The organism is Plantactinospora endophytica (genome assembly GCF_016862915.1).
Classification (GTDB): Bacteria; Actinomycetota; Actinomycetes; order Mycobacteriales; family Micromonosporaceae; genus Plantactinospora; species Plantactinospora endophytica.
The window spans coordinates 273,558-290,611 of record NZ_BONW01000004.1 but is presented as its reverse complement, the minus strand read 5'-3'; the positions used below and the strand labels follow the sequence as shown (position 1 = coordinate 290,611).

Here is a 17,054-nt window from a genome sequence, read left to right as displayed (position 1 = left end):
ACCGGAGGAGCGGGCCCGCAGATCGGCGCACGACCGCTGGGTCCGGGATGGCGGACTAGGCTTGGCGGATGTTGGAGGAGGAACGGAAGTACGACGTCGACCCCGACTTCACCCTGCCCGAGTTGTCCGGCGTGCTGCCGGACGGCGTACGGGTGGTCGAGTTGCCGCCGGTGACGCTCACCGCGACCTACTTCGACACCACCGACCTACGGCTGGCCCGGGCCGGGGTGTCGCTGCGGCACCGCAAGGGTGACGAGCTGCCCTGGACGGTCAAGCTACCGGCCGACAGCCCGGGGGTCCGGCACGAGATCTCCCGGCCCGGCCGCCCGAAGAACGCGCCGGCCGAACTGGTGGCCCTGGTGACCGCGTACTCGCGGAATGTGGAACTGCGGCCGGCCGTGGTGGTCCGGACCGTCCGGCGGGCGTACGAGCTGCGCGACGACACCGACCGGGTGCTGGCGGAACTCGCCGACGACGCGGTGCAGGTGCGGGACGGCAAGCAGGTCCGCTCGACGTTCCGCGAGATCGAGGTGGAACGCAAGGACGGCGGACGGGACCTGCTCGACACGGTGGAGTCGGCGCTGACCGGAGCCGGCGCGCGGGCCGGCGACTTCACGCCGAAACACGTCCGGGCGCTCGGCCCGGCCGCCGGGGCACCGCCCGAACTGGTGCCACCGGGCACGCTGCCCGAGCGGCCCAGCGCCGGTGACGTGGTGACCTTCGCCGTCCGGCGCAGCGTCGGCCGACTGCTCGCGCACGATCCGCTGGTCCGGTTGCGGGCACCGGTCGGCGACGACGACACCGCCGTACACCAGATGCGGGTCGGCTGCCGGCGGCTCCGCAGCGACCTGCGGACGTTCGGGCCGCTGGTCCGCAGGGCGTGGGCACAGCCGCTGCGCGACGAACTGAAGTGGCTGGCGGGAGTGCTGGGGCAGGCCCGGGACGCCGAGGTGCTGCGGGCCAGGCTGGCCCGTACCGCCGCCACCGACCCGCTCAGCCCGCTCGATTCGGCGGCGGTGGACCGGATCGACCGGGTGCTCGCCGCCCGGCATTCCGCGGCGTTGGAAGCCGTCGACGAGGCGCTGAGTTCGACGCGCTACCACGCCCTGGTCGAGGCGCTGGTCGACGCCGCCCGTACGCCACAACTGACCGCCCGGGCCGGCGGGCCGGCCGACGAGGTGCTGCCCCGGCTGGTGGCCCGGCCGTGGCACCGGCTGACCGACGGGGACGACGAGGTCGACGGCGCCGCCGACCTCGACCCGTACGCCCCGGACGAGCGCTGGCACGCGGTCCGGATAAACGGCAAGCGCGCCCGGTACGCCGTCGACGCCGTCGCCGGGGTGCTCGGCGGCGACGCGGCGAAGCTGGCCAAGGCGCTGGCGAAGGTGCAGGACCTGCTCGGCGAGCACCAGGACGCGGCGGTGGCAGCGGAGACCTGGCTGTCGATCGCCGCGCAGGACCCGTCCGACCATGCCGTCGCGGTCGCCGCCGGCCGGCTGGTGGAACGGGAACGGGCCGCCGTCCGCACCGTCCGGGCGGCCTTTCCCGACGCGTGGCGCCGGGCGAGCCGGAGACGTCGGACGGCATGGCTGGGCTGACCCCGATCCGCGCGGCGGGTGGCGTGGTCTGGCGCCGCTCCGGCGACACCGTGCAGGTGTGCCTGGTGCACCGCCCACGCTACGACGACTGGTCGCTGCCGAAGGGCAAGCTCGATCCGGGCGAACATCCGCTGACCGCCGCCGTACGCGAGGTGGCCGAGGAGGCCGACGTGCACGGGGTACCGGAGGTGCGGCTGCCGCCGGTGCACTACCTGATGCGGGACGGCACCCCGAAGACCGTCGACTTCTGGTCCATGCGGGCGGCCGGCAGTGGCGGCTTTCAGCCGGAGACCGAGGTCGACGACGTACGCTGGCTGCCGCTGTCCGAGGCGGTCCGGCTGGTCAGCTATCCGCACGACGTACGGGTGCTGGAGGACTTCGCCGCCCTGCCACCGGTGAGCGTGCTGCTGGGACTGGTCCGGCACGCCCCGGCCGGCAGCCGGGGTACCTGGTCGGGGCCGGACACCGCCCGTCCGCTGGACGACGCCGGTGTGGCGAAGTCCCGGGAACTTGCCGGACTGCTCGCCCTGCTCCGCCCGGTACGCCTGCTCTCGGCGGCGCCTCGGCGCTGCGTACAGACGCTGCTCCCGCTCGCCGAACTGCTCGACCGGCCGGTCGAGGTGGACTCCAGCTACGACGAGCCGAAGCCGGGGCAGGACGTCGAGGAGAACGCGTTGGCCGCCGCCGGGGCCCTGCTCGAACTGGCCCGGGCGGGCCTGCCGGCGGTGGTGTGCAGCCAGGGCAAGGTGATTCCGCGGGCGTTGGTCCGACTGGCCGGCGTGGCCGAACCGGTCGAGGCGCCGGATTCGGCCGCCGTGCCGACGGTCACCGCCGAATCCGCCGCCGTGCCGGTCACCACCGGGCCGGGTCGGCTTTCCCGGTCGCCGGAGGACTTCCGGACCAGGAAGGGCACCGGCTGGCTGCTCGCCTTCTCCGGTGACCGGTTGGTCGCCGCCAGTCGGCTGGACGGCGCGGACCGGCTCGCCGCGATCGCCCCCTGACCCGGCACGGGGTCGTGGGGCGGGGACGGGTTACCGCCGACGCTCGACCCGCACGGCCGGTTCGCAGACCTGCTGTCGTCGTTCGCGCCGGGTGGCGGCCACTCTGCCGGCGCGTTCCGTCGACGGGTACCCCGGAAGTCCCGCCCGCCGGTTCCGGGCGCTCCAGGCGGCGCTGAGCGGCGTTAACGCCCTGCTGGCAGCGGCAACCGCCGCTCCGCGACCCCGGTCACCGGCCCGGGACAACGTGAAGGGCGCCCCCGGACCAGCCGGAGGCGCCCTGGCGGTGCCCAGCTCAGCGCTTGGCGGCCTTCTTGGCCGGAGCCTTCTTGGCGGTGGCCTTCTTGGTCGCCGTGGCGCGGGTGGTCGTGCTCTTGGCTGCCGTCGTCTTCTTCGCCGCCGTCGTCGTCTTCTTGGCCGTGGCGGCCTTCTTGACGCCGGTGGCCTTCTTCGCCGGAGCCGTCTTCTTCGCCGCCGCCTTGGTGGCGGTCTTCTTCGCGGGTGCCGCCTTCTTGGTCGTCGTCGTCTTCTTGGCGACGGTCGACTTGGCCGCCGTCCCCGTGGCGGCCTTCTTCGCCGCCACCGTGTTCTTCGGGGCCTTGCCGCTGGCCACCATCTCCTTGAACCCCGCGCCCGGCCGGAAGGCCGGAACGGATGTCTTCTTCACCTTCACCGATTCGCCGGTCCGGGGGTTGCGGGCTGTTCGAGCACCGCGCACGCGCTTTTCGAACACCCCGAACCCGGTGATGGCAACCCGATCGCCCTTGGTGACCGCCGCCTGGACCTCTGCGAGGACCGCGTCGAGCGCCGACGTCGCCGCTTTCCGGTCCCCCAGACGAGCGGCGAGAGCCTCGATGAGCTCGGCCTTGTTCACGACTTCCCTCCCAATGTGCAACTGGACTCAACGCGAGCCATTCTGCGCGCACGGTATGCCCTGTGCCACCGGGACACAAACATCTGCTGGAAAAAACCCATTGTGTCGCAACGGATTCGCCCCCACCGGGCGAACCGGTGGGGGCGAAAACGACTGTGCGGGCGGCGGTTCGGCCTATGCCACCACGGGCCGGAAGGGGGATCGCCCGCCCTCGTACGCGGTGATGTCCGCCTCGTGCCGGAGGGTCAGTCCAATGTCGTCCAAGCCCTCCATGAGCCGCCAGCGGCTGAAGTCGTCGAGTGGGAAGGACCAGGTGTCGTCCCCGGCCCGGACCTCCCGGGCGGTCAGGTCGACGGTGATCCGCGTGCCGGGCTCGGACTCGGCCAACTCCCACAACGCCTCGACGGCCTTCAATTCAAGCTCGACCGGCAGGAGACCTTCCTTGAGCGAGTTCCCCCGGAAGATGTCGCCGAAGCCGGGGGCGATCACGACCCGGAACCCCCAGTCGCGCAGCGCCCAGACGGCGTGCTCCCGCGAGGAGCCCGTACCGAACTCGGGGCCGGCCACCAGAATCGACGCCCCGGAATATGAGGAATCGTTGAGTACGAATGCCGGGTCCTCCCGCCAGGCGCTGAAGAGCCCGTCCTCGAACCCACTCCGGGTCACCCGCTTGAGGTACACGGCGGGGATGATCTGGTCGGTATCCACGTTGGACCGGCGCAGCGGGACCGCCGTACCGGTGTGCACGGTGAACTTGTCCATCTCAGGTCAGCCCCTTCACAGGTCGGCCGGCGCGGCCAGCCGGCCGACCACGGCGGTGGCGGCGGCGACCGGTGGCGAGACCAGGTGGGTACGCCCGCCCCGGCCCTGCCGGCCCTCGAAGTTACGGTTGGAGGTCGAGGCCGAGCGCTGGCCCGGCTTGAGGGTGTCCGGGTTCATGCCGAGGCACATCGAGCAGCCGGCGAACCGCCACTCCGCGCCGGCCTCGGTGAACACCTTGTCCAGCCCCTCGTGTTCGGCTGCCTCACGAACCGCCGCCGACCCGGGTACGACGAGCATCCGCACGCTGTCGGCCACCTTGTGCCCACGCAGTACGTCGGCGGCGGCCCGGAGGTCCTCCAGCCGCCCGTTGGTGCAGGAGCCGACGAAGACCACGTCCACCGGTACGTCCCGGAGCCGGGTGCCGGGCTTGAGGTCCATGTATTCCAGCGCCCGCCGGGCAGCGGTCTGCTCGGCGTCGCTGACGAAGTCCTCGGGATCCGGTACGGCGGCGTTCAGCGCGGTGCCCTGGCCGGGGTTGGTGCCCCAGGTGACGAACGGGCTGATCCGGCTCGCGTCCAGCACCACCTCGCTGTCGAAGGTCGCGCCCTCGTCGGTCGGCAGGGTCCGCCAGTATTCGAGGGCGGCGTCCCAGTCGGCGCCCTGCGGGGCGTTCGGCCGCCCCTTGAGGTAGGCGAAGGTGGTCTCGTCCGGCGCGATCATCCCGGCCTTGGCGCCCCACTCGATCGACATGTTGGCGATGGTCATCCGGCCCTCCATGGAGAGCCGGCTGATCGCCTCGCCCCGGTACTCCACGATGTGGCCGCGCCCGCCGCCGGTGCCGACCTGGGCGATCAACGCCAGCACCAGGTCCTTGGCGGTGACCCCGGGGGCCAGCTCACCGGTCACGGTCACCGCCATCGTCCTGGGGCGGATCTGCGGCAGGGTCTGGGTCGCCAGGACGTGCTCGACCTCACTCGTCCCGATGCCGAACGCCAGGGCGCCGAACGCGCCGTGGGTGGCCGTGTGTGAGTCGCCGCACACGATCGTCAGGCCCGGCTGGGTCAGCCCGAGCTGCGGCCCGATCACGTGCACGATGCCCTGGTTGTCGTCGCCGAGCGGGTGCAGCTTGAGCCCGAACTCGGCACAGTTGCGGCGCAGCGTCTCGATCTGGGTCCGGGAGGTCGGGTCGGCGATGGTGAGCAGGTCGCCGCGCCGGGACCGGAACGACGGATCGTCGTACCCGGTCGGGGTGTTGTGGTCCTCGGTCGCGAGCGTGAGGTCGGGGCGGCGGACCTTGCGGTTCGCCATCCGCAGCCCGTCGAAGGCCTGCGGACTGGTCACCTCGTGCAGCAGGTGCAGGTCGATGTAGAGCAGATCCGGCTCACCGTCAGCGGATCGCACCACGTGAGCATCCCAGACCTTCTCGGCCAGGGTCCTGGGCGAGGACGGCTCTGGAGTGACTCCCACCATCTGGACATCCTAAATTCTGGGAGGTAGGTTTCGGCTTGTGGGACACAGTATGAGCGGTGTCGGCGTTCTCGACAAGGCGGTCGTCATCCTGGCCGCCTGCGTCGACGGCGCCAGCCTGGCCGAACTCGTCGATCGCACCAAGCTGCCCCGGGCCACGGCGCACCGCCTGGCCCAGGCCCTGGAGATCCATCGAATGCTGGTCCGGGACACCCAGGGACGGTGGCGTCCGGGGCCCCGCCTGGGCGAGCTGGCCAACGCCGCCCCCGACGTACTGCTGACCGCGGCCGAGCCGCTGCTCTCGGCACTGCGCGACGCGACCGGCGAGAGCGCCCAGCTCTATCTGCGTCGGGCCGACGAGCGGATCTGCGTCGCCGCCGCCGAACGGGCCAGCGGGCTGCGTGACACCGTACCGGTCGGCTCGGTGCTGCCGATGACCGCCGGCTCCGCCGCACAGATCCTGCTCGCCTGGGAGCCGCCGGAGGCGGTCATGCCGCTGCTCCCCCGGTGCAAGTTCACCGGCCGCACCCTCGCCGAGGTACGCCGCCGGGGCTGGGCGCAGAGCGTCGCCGAACGCGAGGCCGGGGTGGCGAGCGTCTCGTCGCCGATCCGGGACCGGACCGGTCGGGTGATCGCCGCGATCAGCATCTCCGGGCCGATCGAGCGGCTCGGCCGACGTCCCGGCGACCGGCACGCGATGGCCGTCGTCCGGGCCGGTCAACGCCTGAGCGGCCTCTAGACAACCCACTCCGACCTTCACTCCCGCCCGTCGGGCGGTACCGCCGTTCCTCGGCCGGTACCGCCCGTCTCTGCGTCCGGGATGTCGGTGCCGCCAAGTGGCTCGTTTCGGGTACCAGGTCGGGGCCGGTGTGCCATGCTCGACATCGGGAACTGGCCCACGGGCCCGGTCGACCGAGGAGAAACCCTCCGGCCGAGGACCTGGCGGCGGGGCGACTGTCGACGGCGTCTGTCGCGGACCGTGCGGAACGGCCGCAGGCGTGGCGAAACGGCCGCAGGCGTGCGGGACAGCGGGCCTTCCCGAGTGGCGTGCGTACCGACGGAAACGGCCCGCGCCACCGGAGTGACGCGGGCCGTCAGTCGTAGCCCCGACCGGATTCGAACCGGCGCTACCGCCTTGAGAGGGCGGCGTCCTAGGCCGCTAGACGACGGGGCCAGGACTTTCCTTTGTTGACCTTGCGATCAACGCTGCTGAACTCTATCAGAGACCAGCTACCTTCGCCCTTTCGGGCTTCGGTTGCTGGGGTACCAGGACTCGAACCTAGACTAACTGAACCAGAATCAGTCGGGCTGCCAATTACCCCATACCCCATCGGTGCTCGTCGCACCGAAAGCGAACTTTACCGGACCCGGTGGTGGAGACCAAATCGGGTCGGTACCGGGCGTCGGGGGACGCCCGGACCACACCGCCCCTCAGTCGAGGGTCACCACCGGATTCGACAGGTCGCCGATACCGCCGACGCGGACGGTGACGGTATCCCCGTCGACGATCGGGCTAACCCCGGCCGGGGTACCGGTCAGCACCACGTCGCCGGGGAGCAGCGTCATCACGTGTGAGACGTAGGACACCAGGGTCGGAACGTCGAAGACCATGTCCCTGGTCCGGCCGAGCTGGCGTACCTCCGGCTCGTCCGTGCCCCGGCCCACCTCGCAGCGGACCTCGACGTCGCTGACGTCCAGCCCGGTCGAGATCCACGGGCCGAGCGGGCAGAACGAGTCGAAGCCCTTGGCCCGGGTCCACTGGCCGTCCGAACGTTGCAGGTCCCGCGCGGTCACGTCGTTGGCACAGGTGTAGCCGAAGATCGCCTGGGCGGCGGCGGCCCGGTCGGCCCGGCGCGCACCGGGCGGCCCGATCACCACGGCCAGTTCGGCCTCGTGCTCGACCCGCTTGGACTGGGCCGGCAGCCGGATCGCGTCCCGGGGGCCGATCACCGAGGTGGACGGCTTGAGGAAGAGCAGCGGCTCGGCCGGTACGTCGTTGCCGAGTTCGGCGGCGTGCTCGGCGTAGTTGCGGCCGACACACACCACCTTGCTCGGCAGGATGGGTGAGAGCAGCCGGACGTCCGCCAGCGCCCACCGGGCGGTGGTGAACCGGATCTCGCCGAACGGGTGGCCCTCGATCTCGGCCACCGTCAGCCCCTCGGGACCGGCCTCCGGGTCACCCTCGACGACGCCGAACGACATTCCCTTTGCATGAGCGAAACGAGCGATACGCACGCCGCCAATCTATCCCCACCGGCGGCGGCTGCCGGCGCGGCCTGCGGCGGGGCACGATACCCCGGCGCCGAGGCCGCCGGCAGGCGTTCGATCCTTCCCCGTCGGCCGGCCACCCGTCCGGCTTAGCGTCGGGTCGGGAGGACACTTCGTGATGCCTGCATCGATCCGACTACGTGCGGCGGGGGCGGTGATCGGGGGTTGCCTGCTGGCCGCCGTTGCGCCCGTAGCACCCGGCCAGGCGGCCGGCGCCCCCGTACCGACCACCGGTCCGCTGATCACCGTCGCGATGACCAGCTCCGGCAATCCCGCGCCCCGCTACGACATCCGGGTGCGCAACGGTACCGACGGCATGGTGAAGACGACCGTCCGGCAGGAGCTGCCACCGGGTACCACCCCGTCGATGATCAGCCAGGGTGGCGCGGCCAGCGCGCCCGGCACCATGCCGGGGCAGCTCGGTACCGAGGTGGTCTGGCAGGTCCAGCTCGGTGCCCGCAGCGCCGCGCTGCTGAGCACGACCCTCGTACCGCCGCCGTCCGGGACGAACGTCACCGCCCCGGCCTGCGCCTTCGTCGCGGGCGGCAACATGCCGTACGACTGCGCCACCGCGACCTGGGACCGGACGAAGGCAGCCGCTGCTGCCCCCGGCCCGGACGACCCGGTACAGGCCGAGGCGGCGACCGCTCCGCCGTGGTGGCGCCGGGCCCCGCTGCTGGGTACCGCGATCGCGGCGCTGGTGCTGCTCGCGGCCGGCGGTGGCGCGCTCTGGTGGCGCCGGCTGCGCCGACGGCGGGCCGCGAACCGGGTCAACAGCACGCCGGTGGGCGACACCGACAGGCGGGCGGCGAAACGGGCCGCGAAGCGGCGTGCGGCGGAGCAGCGTGCCGCCGAGAAGCAGGCCGAGGCGGCGGCCCGGCGGGTACGCAGGTCCGGCAGTCCGATCGCCCGGGCCCGGGCCCGGGTACGCGGAGACCACAAGATCCCGGTACCGGAGAGCGTACGGCTGGCCACCGGCCATCGCCGGATCGGCGGCGCGGCGGAGCAGGCCGCCTCGACGAGGCCCGACGCCCCGGCCACCGGGGCCGCTCCCGCCACCGGCGCCACTCCGGTCGGGTACCAGGCCCGGGGTGCGGAGGGCGGAGGGCTGCTCAGGGAGGGTGGCCTGGCCCGCCCCGACGAACCGGCCGACGCGGCGGGGATGGAACCGGTCGAAGTGGATGGTGTCGAGGCGGACGGTGTCGAGGCGGGTGGTCTGGTGGGCATCGCCGGCGGCGCCCGGTACGTCGGCCAGGCGCCCGTACCGCCCCGGACACCCGCGCCGGAGCCCGACGAGCCGGCCGAACCCGACGTACCGGAGCAGTTGCCGGAGCCGAGCGCCGAGGAGCTGTCCCCGGCGGTCGGTCGGGCCCGCCCCGCGCCACATCCGGCCACCACCTACCGGCCGCCCCGACGCCGCCCCCGGCCGCCGGCCTGGCTCACGGTCGGCACCGCAGCCCTGCTGGCCGCCGCACTGGCCGCGCTCACCGCGTGGACCGGGTCGAGCCAGGTGAGCGCGATCAACGCCGACCGGCAGCCGTCGAGCGGGGCGTGGGTGGGCAAGACCGTGGCCGGGCCGGTCGGCACGAGCCTGCGGGAGAGCGCCTTCGAGTTCACCGTCTACCGGTTGGCGTGCCCGCCGGCACCCGGCGGCTGCCAGGCGATCCTCGGGGTACGCAACCTGACCGACAAGAGCCAGCAGTGGCACGGCACCCTGCAACGGGCGTACCTGCCCAGCGGGGACTGGGTCGGTGCCGACGTAACGGCGACCCAGGTCGCCAACGCCGGGAAGGACCCGTTCGCCGAACCGGTACCGGCCGGCCAACGCCTGATCATGCCGCTGGTGTTCGCCTCGACCGGTGCGGCGGAACCGACCCGGATCGAGTTGCGCAGCGCGGTCTTCTCCGCCGGGGTCAGCGTCGACGTGCCGCACTAGCCCGCCGACCCGCCGCCCCGGGGTGACCGCAGCGCCTCGGCGGGGTCGGCACGGCGGCGCCGTACCCTGGAGCGGTGACCGCCGCCCTCGCCCGTACCGTCGTGCTCGACGCGGCGGACTGGCGCGCCCGGCGGCAGGCCCACCAGGAGCGGGTGGACGAGTGGCTGGCGCCGCACCTGGCCCGGCGCGGCACCGGCACCCGGCATCCGGTGCAGGACTTCCTCTTCACCTACTACTCGCACCGGCCGGCCCAGCTCCGCCGCTGGCACCCGGGCGCGGGCGTGGTGCTGCGGGACGCCGAACCGGCCGAGTTCGGTCGGGACTACCGCGTCGAGGACCCCGGCCTCACCCTCGACACCGAGGCGGTACGCGCGCGCCGGGGCGACTCCGTCGAGTGGATCCGCACCCTGCTGACCCGTACCGCCGGCCGGGCCGGTCAGTTCGGCTGCTTCGGGATGCACGAGTGGGCCATGGTCTACCGGCAGACCCAGGCGGAGGTACGGCACGACGCCTGGCCGCTGCGGCTGGACCCCGAGCAGACCGCCCGGGTGGTGGAGGACAACCGGATCCGGTGCAGCCACTTCGACGCGTACCGGTTCTTCACCGCGCCGGCCCGGCCACTGAACCTGCTCGCCCCGACCCGGGAGACGCAGCACGACAACGAGCAGCCGGGCTGTCTGCACGCGAACATGGACCTCTACAAGTGGGCCTACAAGCTCTCTCCGCTGGTGCCGAGCGAACTGGTCGCCGACGCGTTCGCGCTGGCCCGGGAGATCCGTACCCTGGACATGCGGGCCAGCCCGTACGACCTGGCCGCACTCGGTCATCCGCCGGTCCGGGTGGAGACCCCGGAGGGCCGCGCCGAGTACGCCGCCGCGCAGCGCGGCTTCGCCGACCGGGCCGCCCCGCTCCGTTCCCGGCTGCTCGCCGCGCTGGCGGCAGCCGTGCCCGGCTGACGGACGGGGTGGTGGCGGACCCGGCTCAGATGATGCCGCCGTTGGCCCGCAGCACCTGGCCGTTGACCCAGTGCCCGGCCGGGCTGGCCAGGAAGGCCACCACCTCGGCGATGTCGTCGGGGGTGCCGAGCCGTTGCAGCGGCGGCTGGGCCGCCAACTGGGCGACCCGCTGCTCGTCGTTGGCCCCGAGGAACAGGTCGGTGGCGGTCGGGCCGGGTGCGACGACGTTGACCGTGACGTCCCGGCCGCGCATCTCCCGGGCCAGCACCAGGGTCATCGCCTCGACCGCGCCCTTGCTGGCGGCGTAGGCGCTGTAGTTCGGGAAGGCGAGACCGACCACCGAGGAGGAGAAGTTGACCAGTGCGCCGCCGGGGCGGAGCCGGCGTACCGCCTGCTGGTCGACGACGAAGGTGCCCCGGATGTTGGTCCGGTGCAGGTCGTCCAGGTCGGCCAGGTCGAGTTCGGCCAGCGGCGCCAGCGGCATCCGGGCAGCCGCGTGCACGACGACGTCGACGCCACCGAAGGTCTGCTCGGCGGTGTCGAAGAGCGCGGCCATCGCGTGCTCGTCGGCCACGTCGGCCCGTACGGCGATCGCCCGCCCGCCGATCGCCTCGACCTCCTTGACGGCGGCCTCGGCCTCGACCTGGTTGCCGGCGTAGCCGACGACCACGGCGAGACCGTCGGCGGCCAGCCGGGTGACGACCCGGCGGCCGATGCCGCGCGAGCCACCGGTGACCACGGCGGTACGGGTGTTCGGGGTGTCAGGGGTGTTCGGGGTGGACACTGTTCTTCTCCTTGCTTCTCCGAGGGGTTCCGGGAGGGGTCAGCCGGTGGTCGGGCGGTCGGCGAGGCGGGTCAGCCACTCCAGCAGCAGACCGGTTTCGGCCGTCGAGAGTGGACTGTCCGAGAGGGTCGACAGCAGGGCACCGAGATTGGCGGCGGCCACCGCGACCTCGCCGCCGGGTACGACGGCGCGGTCCGGCCGGGCCGGCGCCTGCGGGGTGACGACGGCGGTGACGACCGCCTCGCGTACCCGGGTGGAGACCTGGGCGGCGTCGGTGTAGACGGTCGGGCGGGTGATCAGCAGCAGGGCCACACCGGCGTTCGCCGGCATCACCATCTGGGCCGCCAACTGCGGGGTGACCCGGAGTCGGCCGGCCGCGGCGCAGCGTTCGAGTACGGCCAGCAGCAACTGGTGCGCCTCGGTGGCGGCGGCCGGCGGGGTGGACAGGCCCGGCGAGTACATCAGTCGGTAGAAGTTCGGGTTCTCCAGCGCGAAGGCGACGTGGTTGTCCCAGCCGTCGCGCAGGTCCCGGACCGGGTCGTCGGAGGGGACCGCCGCCCGCTTGCCGGCCAGGTACTGCTCGAAGCCGAAGTCGACCACCGCCGCGAGCAGGCCCTCCTTGTCGCCGAACTGCCGGTAGAGCACGGGGGCACCGACCCCGGCCGCCTCGCAGACCGCCCGGGTCGAGACGTCGGCCTCCGGGGACCGGGCCAGCAGGTCCGCCGCGGCGTGCAGTATCCGTGTTCTCGTATCCACGTAAACGACGATAACACCTTTGTCGTAGCGTCGCTACCGCCGGGATGTAATCGTCGTTACACCACTGCTGGACCCCGGTACTACGCTGGCCGAGTGGATCTAGCAGGTGCGCAGCAGTTGTGGAAGCCGGAGCCGGGCTGGCTGAACACCGCCAGCTACGGGCTACCGCCGGACCCGGCCTGGGAGGCGCTCCAGGCCGCCCTCGCCGACTGGCGCACCGGGCGTACGTCCTGGGAGGGCTGGGACGACTCGACCGCCCGGTCCCGGGCCGCCTTCGCCCGGCTGGTCGGCGTACCGGTGTCGGACGTGACCGTCGGGGCGACCGTCTCCCAACTGCTCGCTCCGGTCGGGGCGGCCCTGCCGGCCGGCGCCACCGTGCTGGTGCCGGAGGTCGAGTTCACCTCCAACCTCTTCCCGTGGCTGGCGCACGCCGAGCGGGGCGTACGGGTCCGCACCGTGCCGCAGGACCGGCTCGCCGAGGCGGTCGACGCCGACACCGACGTCGTCGCGTTCAGCCTGGTCCAGTCGGCGGACGGCACCGTCGCCCGGTACGACGAGATCCTCGCCGCCGCCGAGGCGTACGACGCACTGGTCGTGGTCGACGCCACCCAGGGCTGCGGCTGGCTGCCGTTCGACGCGGGCCGGGCGGACGTGGTGGCGGTCGGGGCGTACAAGTGGCTGATGGCGCCACGCGGAGCCGCGTTCGGCGTCCTCGGTCCCCGGGTGCGGGACCGGCTCACCCCGCTGGCCGCCAACTGGTACGCCGGGTCCGACCCGCACACGTCCTACTACGGCCCGCCGCTACGCCTGGCCGACGACGCCCGCCGGTTCGACCTCTCCCCCGCCTGGTTCTGCTTCGTCGGCGCGGCACCGGCCCTGGAACTCCTCGCCGAGGTGGGGCTGCCGGCGATCCGCGAGCACAACGTCGGGCTGGCCAACCGGTTCCTGACCGGCCTCGGCCAGCCGCCCCGGGACAGCGCGATCGTCACCGTCGACGTACCCAGTGCGGCGGAGAAGCTGGCGGCGGCCGGGGTACGGGCGGCGGTCCGGGCGGGCCGGGTACGCGCCTCGTTCCACCTCTACACCACCGAACACGACGTGGACCTCGCACTCACCGCCCTGACCTCCTGAGGCGACCTCGGCGGTAGACCTGGCCGGGGGCGACGCACCGCTCCACGTACCGTCATTCCACGTCCGGGCGCCGCGACTGCTTGAGCTGGCCCCGGCGCTTCTTCTCGGCGAGCCGCCGCTCCTTCGCGCCCCGGCTCGGCTTCGTCGCCCGTCTCGGCGGCGGCGGTGGCGCGATCGCGTCGGCCAGCAGCGCGGCGAGCCGGGCCTGCGCCGCCTCCCGGTTGCGTAACTGGGCCCGGTGCTCCGACGCCGAGACGGTGAGTACGCCGTCGGTGAGCCGGCCGGCCAGCCGGTCCAGCGCCCGGGCCTTGAGCCGCTCCGGCAGTGCGGTCGAGTTGGCCAGGTCGAAGGAGAGTTCGGCCCGCGAGTCGGTGGTGTTCACGCCCTGCCCACCCGGGCCGCTGGACCGGGAGAACCGCCAGTTCAGTTCCGCCTCCGGGATGACGAGTCCCGGTCGGATGGTCAGGGGTGCCATGGCGTCAACCGTACGGCTCAGCCGCCCTTGCCGATGATGGTGTCCGCCGTCTGCTGCACCTGTTCGATCGGGATGGCGAAGCCGATCCCGATCGACCCGCTGCCGTCGATGGTGGCGATCGCGGTGTTCACCCCGACCACCTCGCCCCGGGCGTTGACCAGCGGACCACCCGAGTTGCCGGGGTTGATGGAGGCGTCGGTCTGCACCGCGCTGTGCCGATTGTCGCCCAGCTTGACCTGGCGGTCCAGCGCGCTGACGATCCCGGCGGTCACCGTGCCGGCGAGCCCCAGCGGCGAACCGACCGCGAGCACCGGCTCACCGACCCGGGTGGCGCCGGGCTTGGCCAGCGGCAGCGCCGTCAGCCCCGCCGACGGCGGCACCCGGAGCACCGCGATGTCGCTGCTGGAGTCCCGGCCGACGAGCCGGGCCGGGAACTGCCGGCCGTCCGAGGTCTCCACCATCACCGCACTGCCGGGCTCCCCGCCGCCGCCCCGGGCCACGATGTGGTCGTTGGTGACGATGTGCTGCATGTCGTCGATGGCGAAGCCGGAGCCGCTGGCCGACTTGTCCCCGCCGGCCACCGTCACCGACACCACCCCGGGCACCACCTGGGCGGCGGCGGCCACCAGGTCGGCCGGCAGCGCGGCCTGCGCCGCCTTGCCCCGCTCCCCCGACGTCTCCTGACTGGCCACCCAGCCGCCGGCCAGGCCGCCGGAACCGATGGAGAGCGCGACCACCGCGAGCGCGGCGAGCAGCGCGCGCCGCCGCCGGGTGGCCCGGTCGGCCGCCAGCACCTCACCGGGTACGCCTGGCACGCCGCGCCCGTCCGGTTCAAGTTCCGGTGAGATGAACCATGGGCCGCGGGGTTCGCCGAGCCCGGTCTGCGTTGCCATAGCTCACTCCTCGTCAGTCCACTCGTCGGATCAGGGCAGGTAGCTGCCGGTCGCGCCCCGGCGGGCGGCCCGGCCTACGGCAGCCGGGAGAACCAGGCCATCGAGCCGCCCGCCGCCGCCAGGGCGAACAGCAGCCCGATGCCGATGAACCGGGCGGAGATGTCCTGCTTCTCCGTGCGGTACCCGACCGAGGTGCCGATGTCCTCGTAGACGGCCCGCAGCTCGGCACTGGTACCGGCCTCGTGGTAGCCGCCCTTGGTCTGCTCGGCGACCGCCCGCAGGGTCTGGCCGTCGACCGGTACCCGGATCGGCCGGCCGCCCCGGGCGACGTACCCCGAGGCGGTGCCGAACGAGATGGTGTGCACCGGTACGCCCACCTGCACCGCCTCGTCCGCCGCCGCCAGCGGATCGCGGCCGGAGGTGTTCGCCCCGTCGGAGAGCAGCACGATCCGGGCCGGCGGCGGGTTCTTCGCGGCCTGCGCGTCGAAGGTCTTTATCGCCTCCAGGGAGGTGCCGATCGCCTCCCCGATGGCGGTGCCCTGCACCCCGGTGCTGCCCTCGGCGAGCCGCCTGATCCCGGAGTGCAGCGCCGAACGGTCGGTGCCGGGCGGCACGAGTACCGCCGCACTGCCGGCGAAGGCGACCAGTCCGACGTTGAACTCGTCCGGCAGCGTCTCGGCGAACCGGTGCGCCGCCGACTTCGCCGCCGCCAGCCGGTCCGGTTCGATGTCGGTGGCCAGCATCGACGTCGAGACGTCCACCGCGACCATCACGGTGGCCCGTTCCCGGGGCACCCGGACCTCCGCCTCCGGCCGGGCGAAGCCGACGACCAGCAGCGCCAGCATGCCCAGGAAGAGTCCGGCCGGCACGTGCCGGCGCCAGGACGGCCGGTCCGGGGCGACCCGGTCCAGCAGTCGCAGGTTGGTGAAGCGGACGGCGTACCGGCTGCGGCGCCGTTGCAGCACGACGTACCAGATGCCGAGCCCGAGTACGCCGAGCAGCAGCAACAGCCGCTCCGGAGACTGCCACGTCATGCCGCGCCTCCCCGTACCGCTGCAACGGGCGGACGGGCCGCGCCGGCCAGCCGCCGCTGGGTGTGTACGTGTCGGACGATCTCCGCGACCCAGTCCGAGTCGGTACGCAGCGGCAGGTGCGTGGCGCCCGCCCGGCGCAACGCCTGGCGGACCAGTTCACGCTGCCCGGCCGCCGCCGCGGCGTACCGTTCCCGGAGCCGCCGGTCCGCCGTGGACACCTCGCGCCGCCGGCCGGTCTCCGGATCGACCAGGGTGACCAGCCCGACGTCCGGCAACTCCAGTTCGCGCGGGTCGACCACCTCGACCGCGAGCACCTGGTGGCGTACGGCGAGCCGGCGGACGGCCCGCTCCCAGGCCGGCGTGCCGCCCTCGCCGTCGGGCAGCCCGTCGAGGAAGTCGGAGACCAGCACCGCCAGGCCCCGGCCGGCGGCGGCCCGGTGCAGCGTGGTGATCGCATCGGCCAGCGACGGCCGGCCCGCCGGCGACGGGATGTCGGCGGCTGACGGGACGTCGGTGGCTGACGGCCTCCCGGCGGGTGACGGCGGCCTCCCGACAGGTGACGGTCTTCCGAAGAGCGACGGTCTGCCGGACGGCGACCCGGTGCCGGCGGAGGTGTCGGCGGAGGTGTCGGCGCGGCGGGCCGTGAGCAGCAGGCGGAGCAGGCCGAGCAGGTGGGCCCGGCCGGTGCGGGCCGGAAACCGGCGGATTCCGGTACCGGCCAGCAGGTGCGCGCCGAGCCGGTTGCCGACCCCGGCGGTGAGGAAGCCGACCGCGGCCACCGCCGCCACGGCGAGTTCCCGCTTGTCCAGCTCCGCGGTGCCGAAGTCCATGCTCGGCGTGGCGTCGACCAGCAGCCAGGTGGTGAGTTCCCGGTCGGCGTCGACCTCCCGGACGTGCGGCAGCGTGGTCCGGGCGGTCACCGCCCAGTCCATCCGGCGTACCTCGTCCTCGCCGGGCCGGTATTCGCGGGCGCCGGTGAACTCGCTGCCCGGCCCCGGCAGCAGGCCGAGGTGCTGGCCGTGCAGCAGTCCGTCGAGCCGCCGGGTGACCAGCAGTTCGAGGCGGCGCAGCCGGTGTTCGGGGGCGAGCTGGCCCAGGGTCGGTTCGCTGCCCGCCCGGTGG

At 73.4% G+C, this 17,054-nt stretch carries 16 protein-coding genes and 2 tRNA genes; 6 read left to right on the top strand and 12 right to left on the bottom strand.

Annotated elements, in window-relative coordinates; translation table 11 throughout:
- The first annotated feature begins 68 nt into the window (after positions 1–68).
- Together Pen02_RS06990 and Pen02_RS06985 are read left to right on the top strand one after the other, a co-directional pair.
- The gene (locus tag Pen02_RS06990) at positions 69–1,598 is read left to right on the top strand and encodes a CYTH and CHAD domain-containing protein (protein ID WP_203865091.1); all 1,530 of its coding nucleotides are present in this window, start codon (positions 69–71) and stop codon (positions 1,596–1,598) included.
- The gene (locus tag Pen02_RS06985) at positions 1,586–2,599 is read left to right on the top strand and encodes an NUDIX domain-containing protein (protein WP_203865090.1); all 1,014 of its coding nucleotides are present in this window, start codon (positions 1,586–1,588) and stop codon (positions 2,597–2,599) included. The genes Pen02_RS06990 and Pen02_RS06985 overlap by 13 nt, the downstream gene beginning before the upstream one ends.
- A gap of 292 nt (positions 2,600–2,891) precedes the next feature.
- On the opposite strand, the gene Pen02_RS06980 is transcribed toward Pen02_RS06985, so the two are convergent.
- The 3 genes from Pen02_RS06980 to leuC form a co-directional block, all read right to left on the bottom strand.
- The gene (locus Pen02_RS06980) at positions 2,892–3,470 is read right to left on the bottom strand and encodes an HU family DNA-binding protein (protein WP_203865089.1); all 579 of its coding nucleotides are present in this window, start codon (positions 3,468–3,470) and stop codon (positions 2,892–2,894) included.
- Positions 3,471–3,644: 174 nt separating this feature from the next.
- Positions 3,645–4,232 carry a 3-isopropylmalate dehydratase small subunit gene (gene leuD, locus Pen02_RS06975; protein ID WP_203865088.1) on the bottom strand — a complete coding sequence of 196 codons (588 nt, stop codon included), beginning with the start codon at positions 4,230–4,232 and terminating at the stop codon, positions 3,645–3,647.
- Positions 4,233–4,247: 15 nt separating this feature from the next.
- The gene (leuC, locus tag Pen02_RS06970; protein WP_203865087.1) at positions 4,248–5,702 is read right to left on the bottom strand and encodes a 3-isopropylmalate dehydratase large subunit; all 1,455 of its coding nucleotides are present in this window, start codon (positions 5,700–5,702) and stop codon (positions 4,248–4,250) included.
- Between the two features lie 49 nt (positions 5,703–5,751).
- Here leuC and Pen02_RS06965 point away from each other — a divergent pair, with 49 nt between their 5' ends.
- Complete coding sequence (locus tag Pen02_RS06965; RefSeq protein WP_101370253.1) at positions 5,752–6,438, top strand: IclR family transcriptional regulator; 687 nt, start codon at positions 5,752–5,754, stop codon at positions 6,436–6,438.
- A gap of 362 nt (positions 6,439–6,800) precedes the next feature.
- Here the strand turns inward: Pen02_RS06965 and Pen02_RS06960 are convergent.
- The 3 genes from Pen02_RS06960 to Pen02_RS06950 all read right to left on the bottom strand — a co-directional run bounded on the left by Pen02_RS06960 (position 6,801) and on the right by Pen02_RS06950 (position 7,934).
- Positions 6,801–6,873 (bottom strand) — tRNA-Glu (locus Pen02_RS06960).
- Positions 6,874–6,957: 84 nt separating this feature from the next.
- Positions 6,958–7,029 (bottom strand) — tRNA-Gln (locus tag Pen02_RS06955).
- Between the two features lie 101 nt (positions 7,030–7,130).
- On the bottom strand, positions 7,131–7,934 hold the full coding sequence (locus Pen02_RS06950; protein WP_203865086.1) for a fumarylacetoacetate hydrolase family protein: 804 nt from the start codon (positions 7,932–7,934) through the stop codon (positions 7,131–7,133).
- 151 nt (positions 7,935–8,085) lie between these two features.
- Here Pen02_RS06950 and Pen02_RS06945 point away from each other — a divergent pair, with 151 nt between their 5' ends.
- Together Pen02_RS06945 and Pen02_RS06940 are read left to right on the top strand one after the other, a co-directional pair.
- Positions 8,086–9,903 carry a hypothetical protein gene (locus Pen02_RS06945; protein WP_203865085.1) on the top strand — a complete coding sequence of 606 codons (1,818 nt, stop codon included), beginning with the start codon at positions 8,086–8,088 and terminating at the stop codon, positions 9,901–9,903.
- Between the two features lie 74 nt (positions 9,904–9,977).
- On the top strand, positions 9,978–10,859 hold the full coding sequence (locus Pen02_RS06940; protein WP_203865084.1) for a 3-methyladenine DNA glycosylase: 882 nt from the start codon (positions 9,978–9,980) through the stop codon (positions 10,857–10,859).
- A gap of 25 nt (positions 10,860–10,884) precedes the next feature.
- Here the strand turns inward: Pen02_RS06940 and Pen02_RS06935 are convergent, their stop codons facing one another.
- Complete coding sequence (locus Pen02_RS06935) at positions 10,885–11,643, bottom strand: SDR family oxidoreductase (protein ID WP_203865083.1); 759 nt, start codon at positions 11,641–11,643, stop codon at positions 10,885–10,887.
- Positions 11,644–11,682: 39 nt separating this feature from the next.
- Entirely contained in the window at positions 11,683–12,399 is a 717-nt protein-coding gene (locus Pen02_RS06930) for a TetR/AcrR family transcriptional regulator (RefSeq protein WP_203865082.1), read from the bottom strand.
- A 93-nt stretch (positions 12,400–12,492) separates the two neighbouring features.
- Between Pen02_RS06930 and Pen02_RS06925 the strand changes: the two genes are divergently transcribed.
- Positions 12,493–13,530 (top strand): aminotransferase class V-fold PLP-dependent enzyme, encoded by a 1,038-nt coding sequence (locus Pen02_RS06925; protein WP_203865081.1) that lies wholly within the window; start codon positions 12,493–12,495, stop codon positions 13,528–13,530.
- Positions 13,531–13,582: 52 nt separating this feature from the next.
- Here the strand turns inward: Pen02_RS06925 and arfB are convergent, their stop codons facing one another.
- From arfB to Pen02_RS06905, 4 genes are all read right to left on the bottom strand, one after another.
- On the bottom strand, positions 13,583–14,005 hold the full coding sequence (gene arfB / locus Pen02_RS06920) for an alternative ribosome rescue aminoacyl-tRNA hydrolase ArfB (RefSeq protein ID WP_203865080.1): 423 nt from the start codon (positions 14,003–14,005) through the stop codon (positions 13,583–13,585).
- Between the two features lie 17 nt (positions 14,006–14,022).
- Positions 14,023–14,898, bottom strand: coding sequence for a S1C family serine protease (locus Pen02_RS06915; RefSeq protein ID WP_203865079.1), 876 nt, complete (start codon positions 14,896–14,898; stop codon positions 14,023–14,025).
- Between the two features lie 74 nt (positions 14,899–14,972).
- Positions 14,973–15,932 carry a VWA domain-containing protein gene (locus Pen02_RS06910; protein WP_203865078.1) on the bottom strand — a complete coding sequence of 320 codons (960 nt, stop codon included), beginning with the start codon at positions 15,930–15,932 and terminating at the stop codon, positions 14,973–14,975.
- The gene (locus tag Pen02_RS06905; RefSeq protein WP_239140200.1) at positions 15,929–17,029 is read right to left on the bottom strand and encodes a DUF58 domain-containing protein; all 1,101 of its coding nucleotides are present in this window, start codon (positions 17,027–17,029) and stop codon (positions 15,929–15,931) included. Before Pen02_RS06905 ends, Pen02_RS06910 begins: the two co-directional genes overlap by 4 nt.
- Positions 17,030–17,054 lie beyond the last annotated feature (25 nt).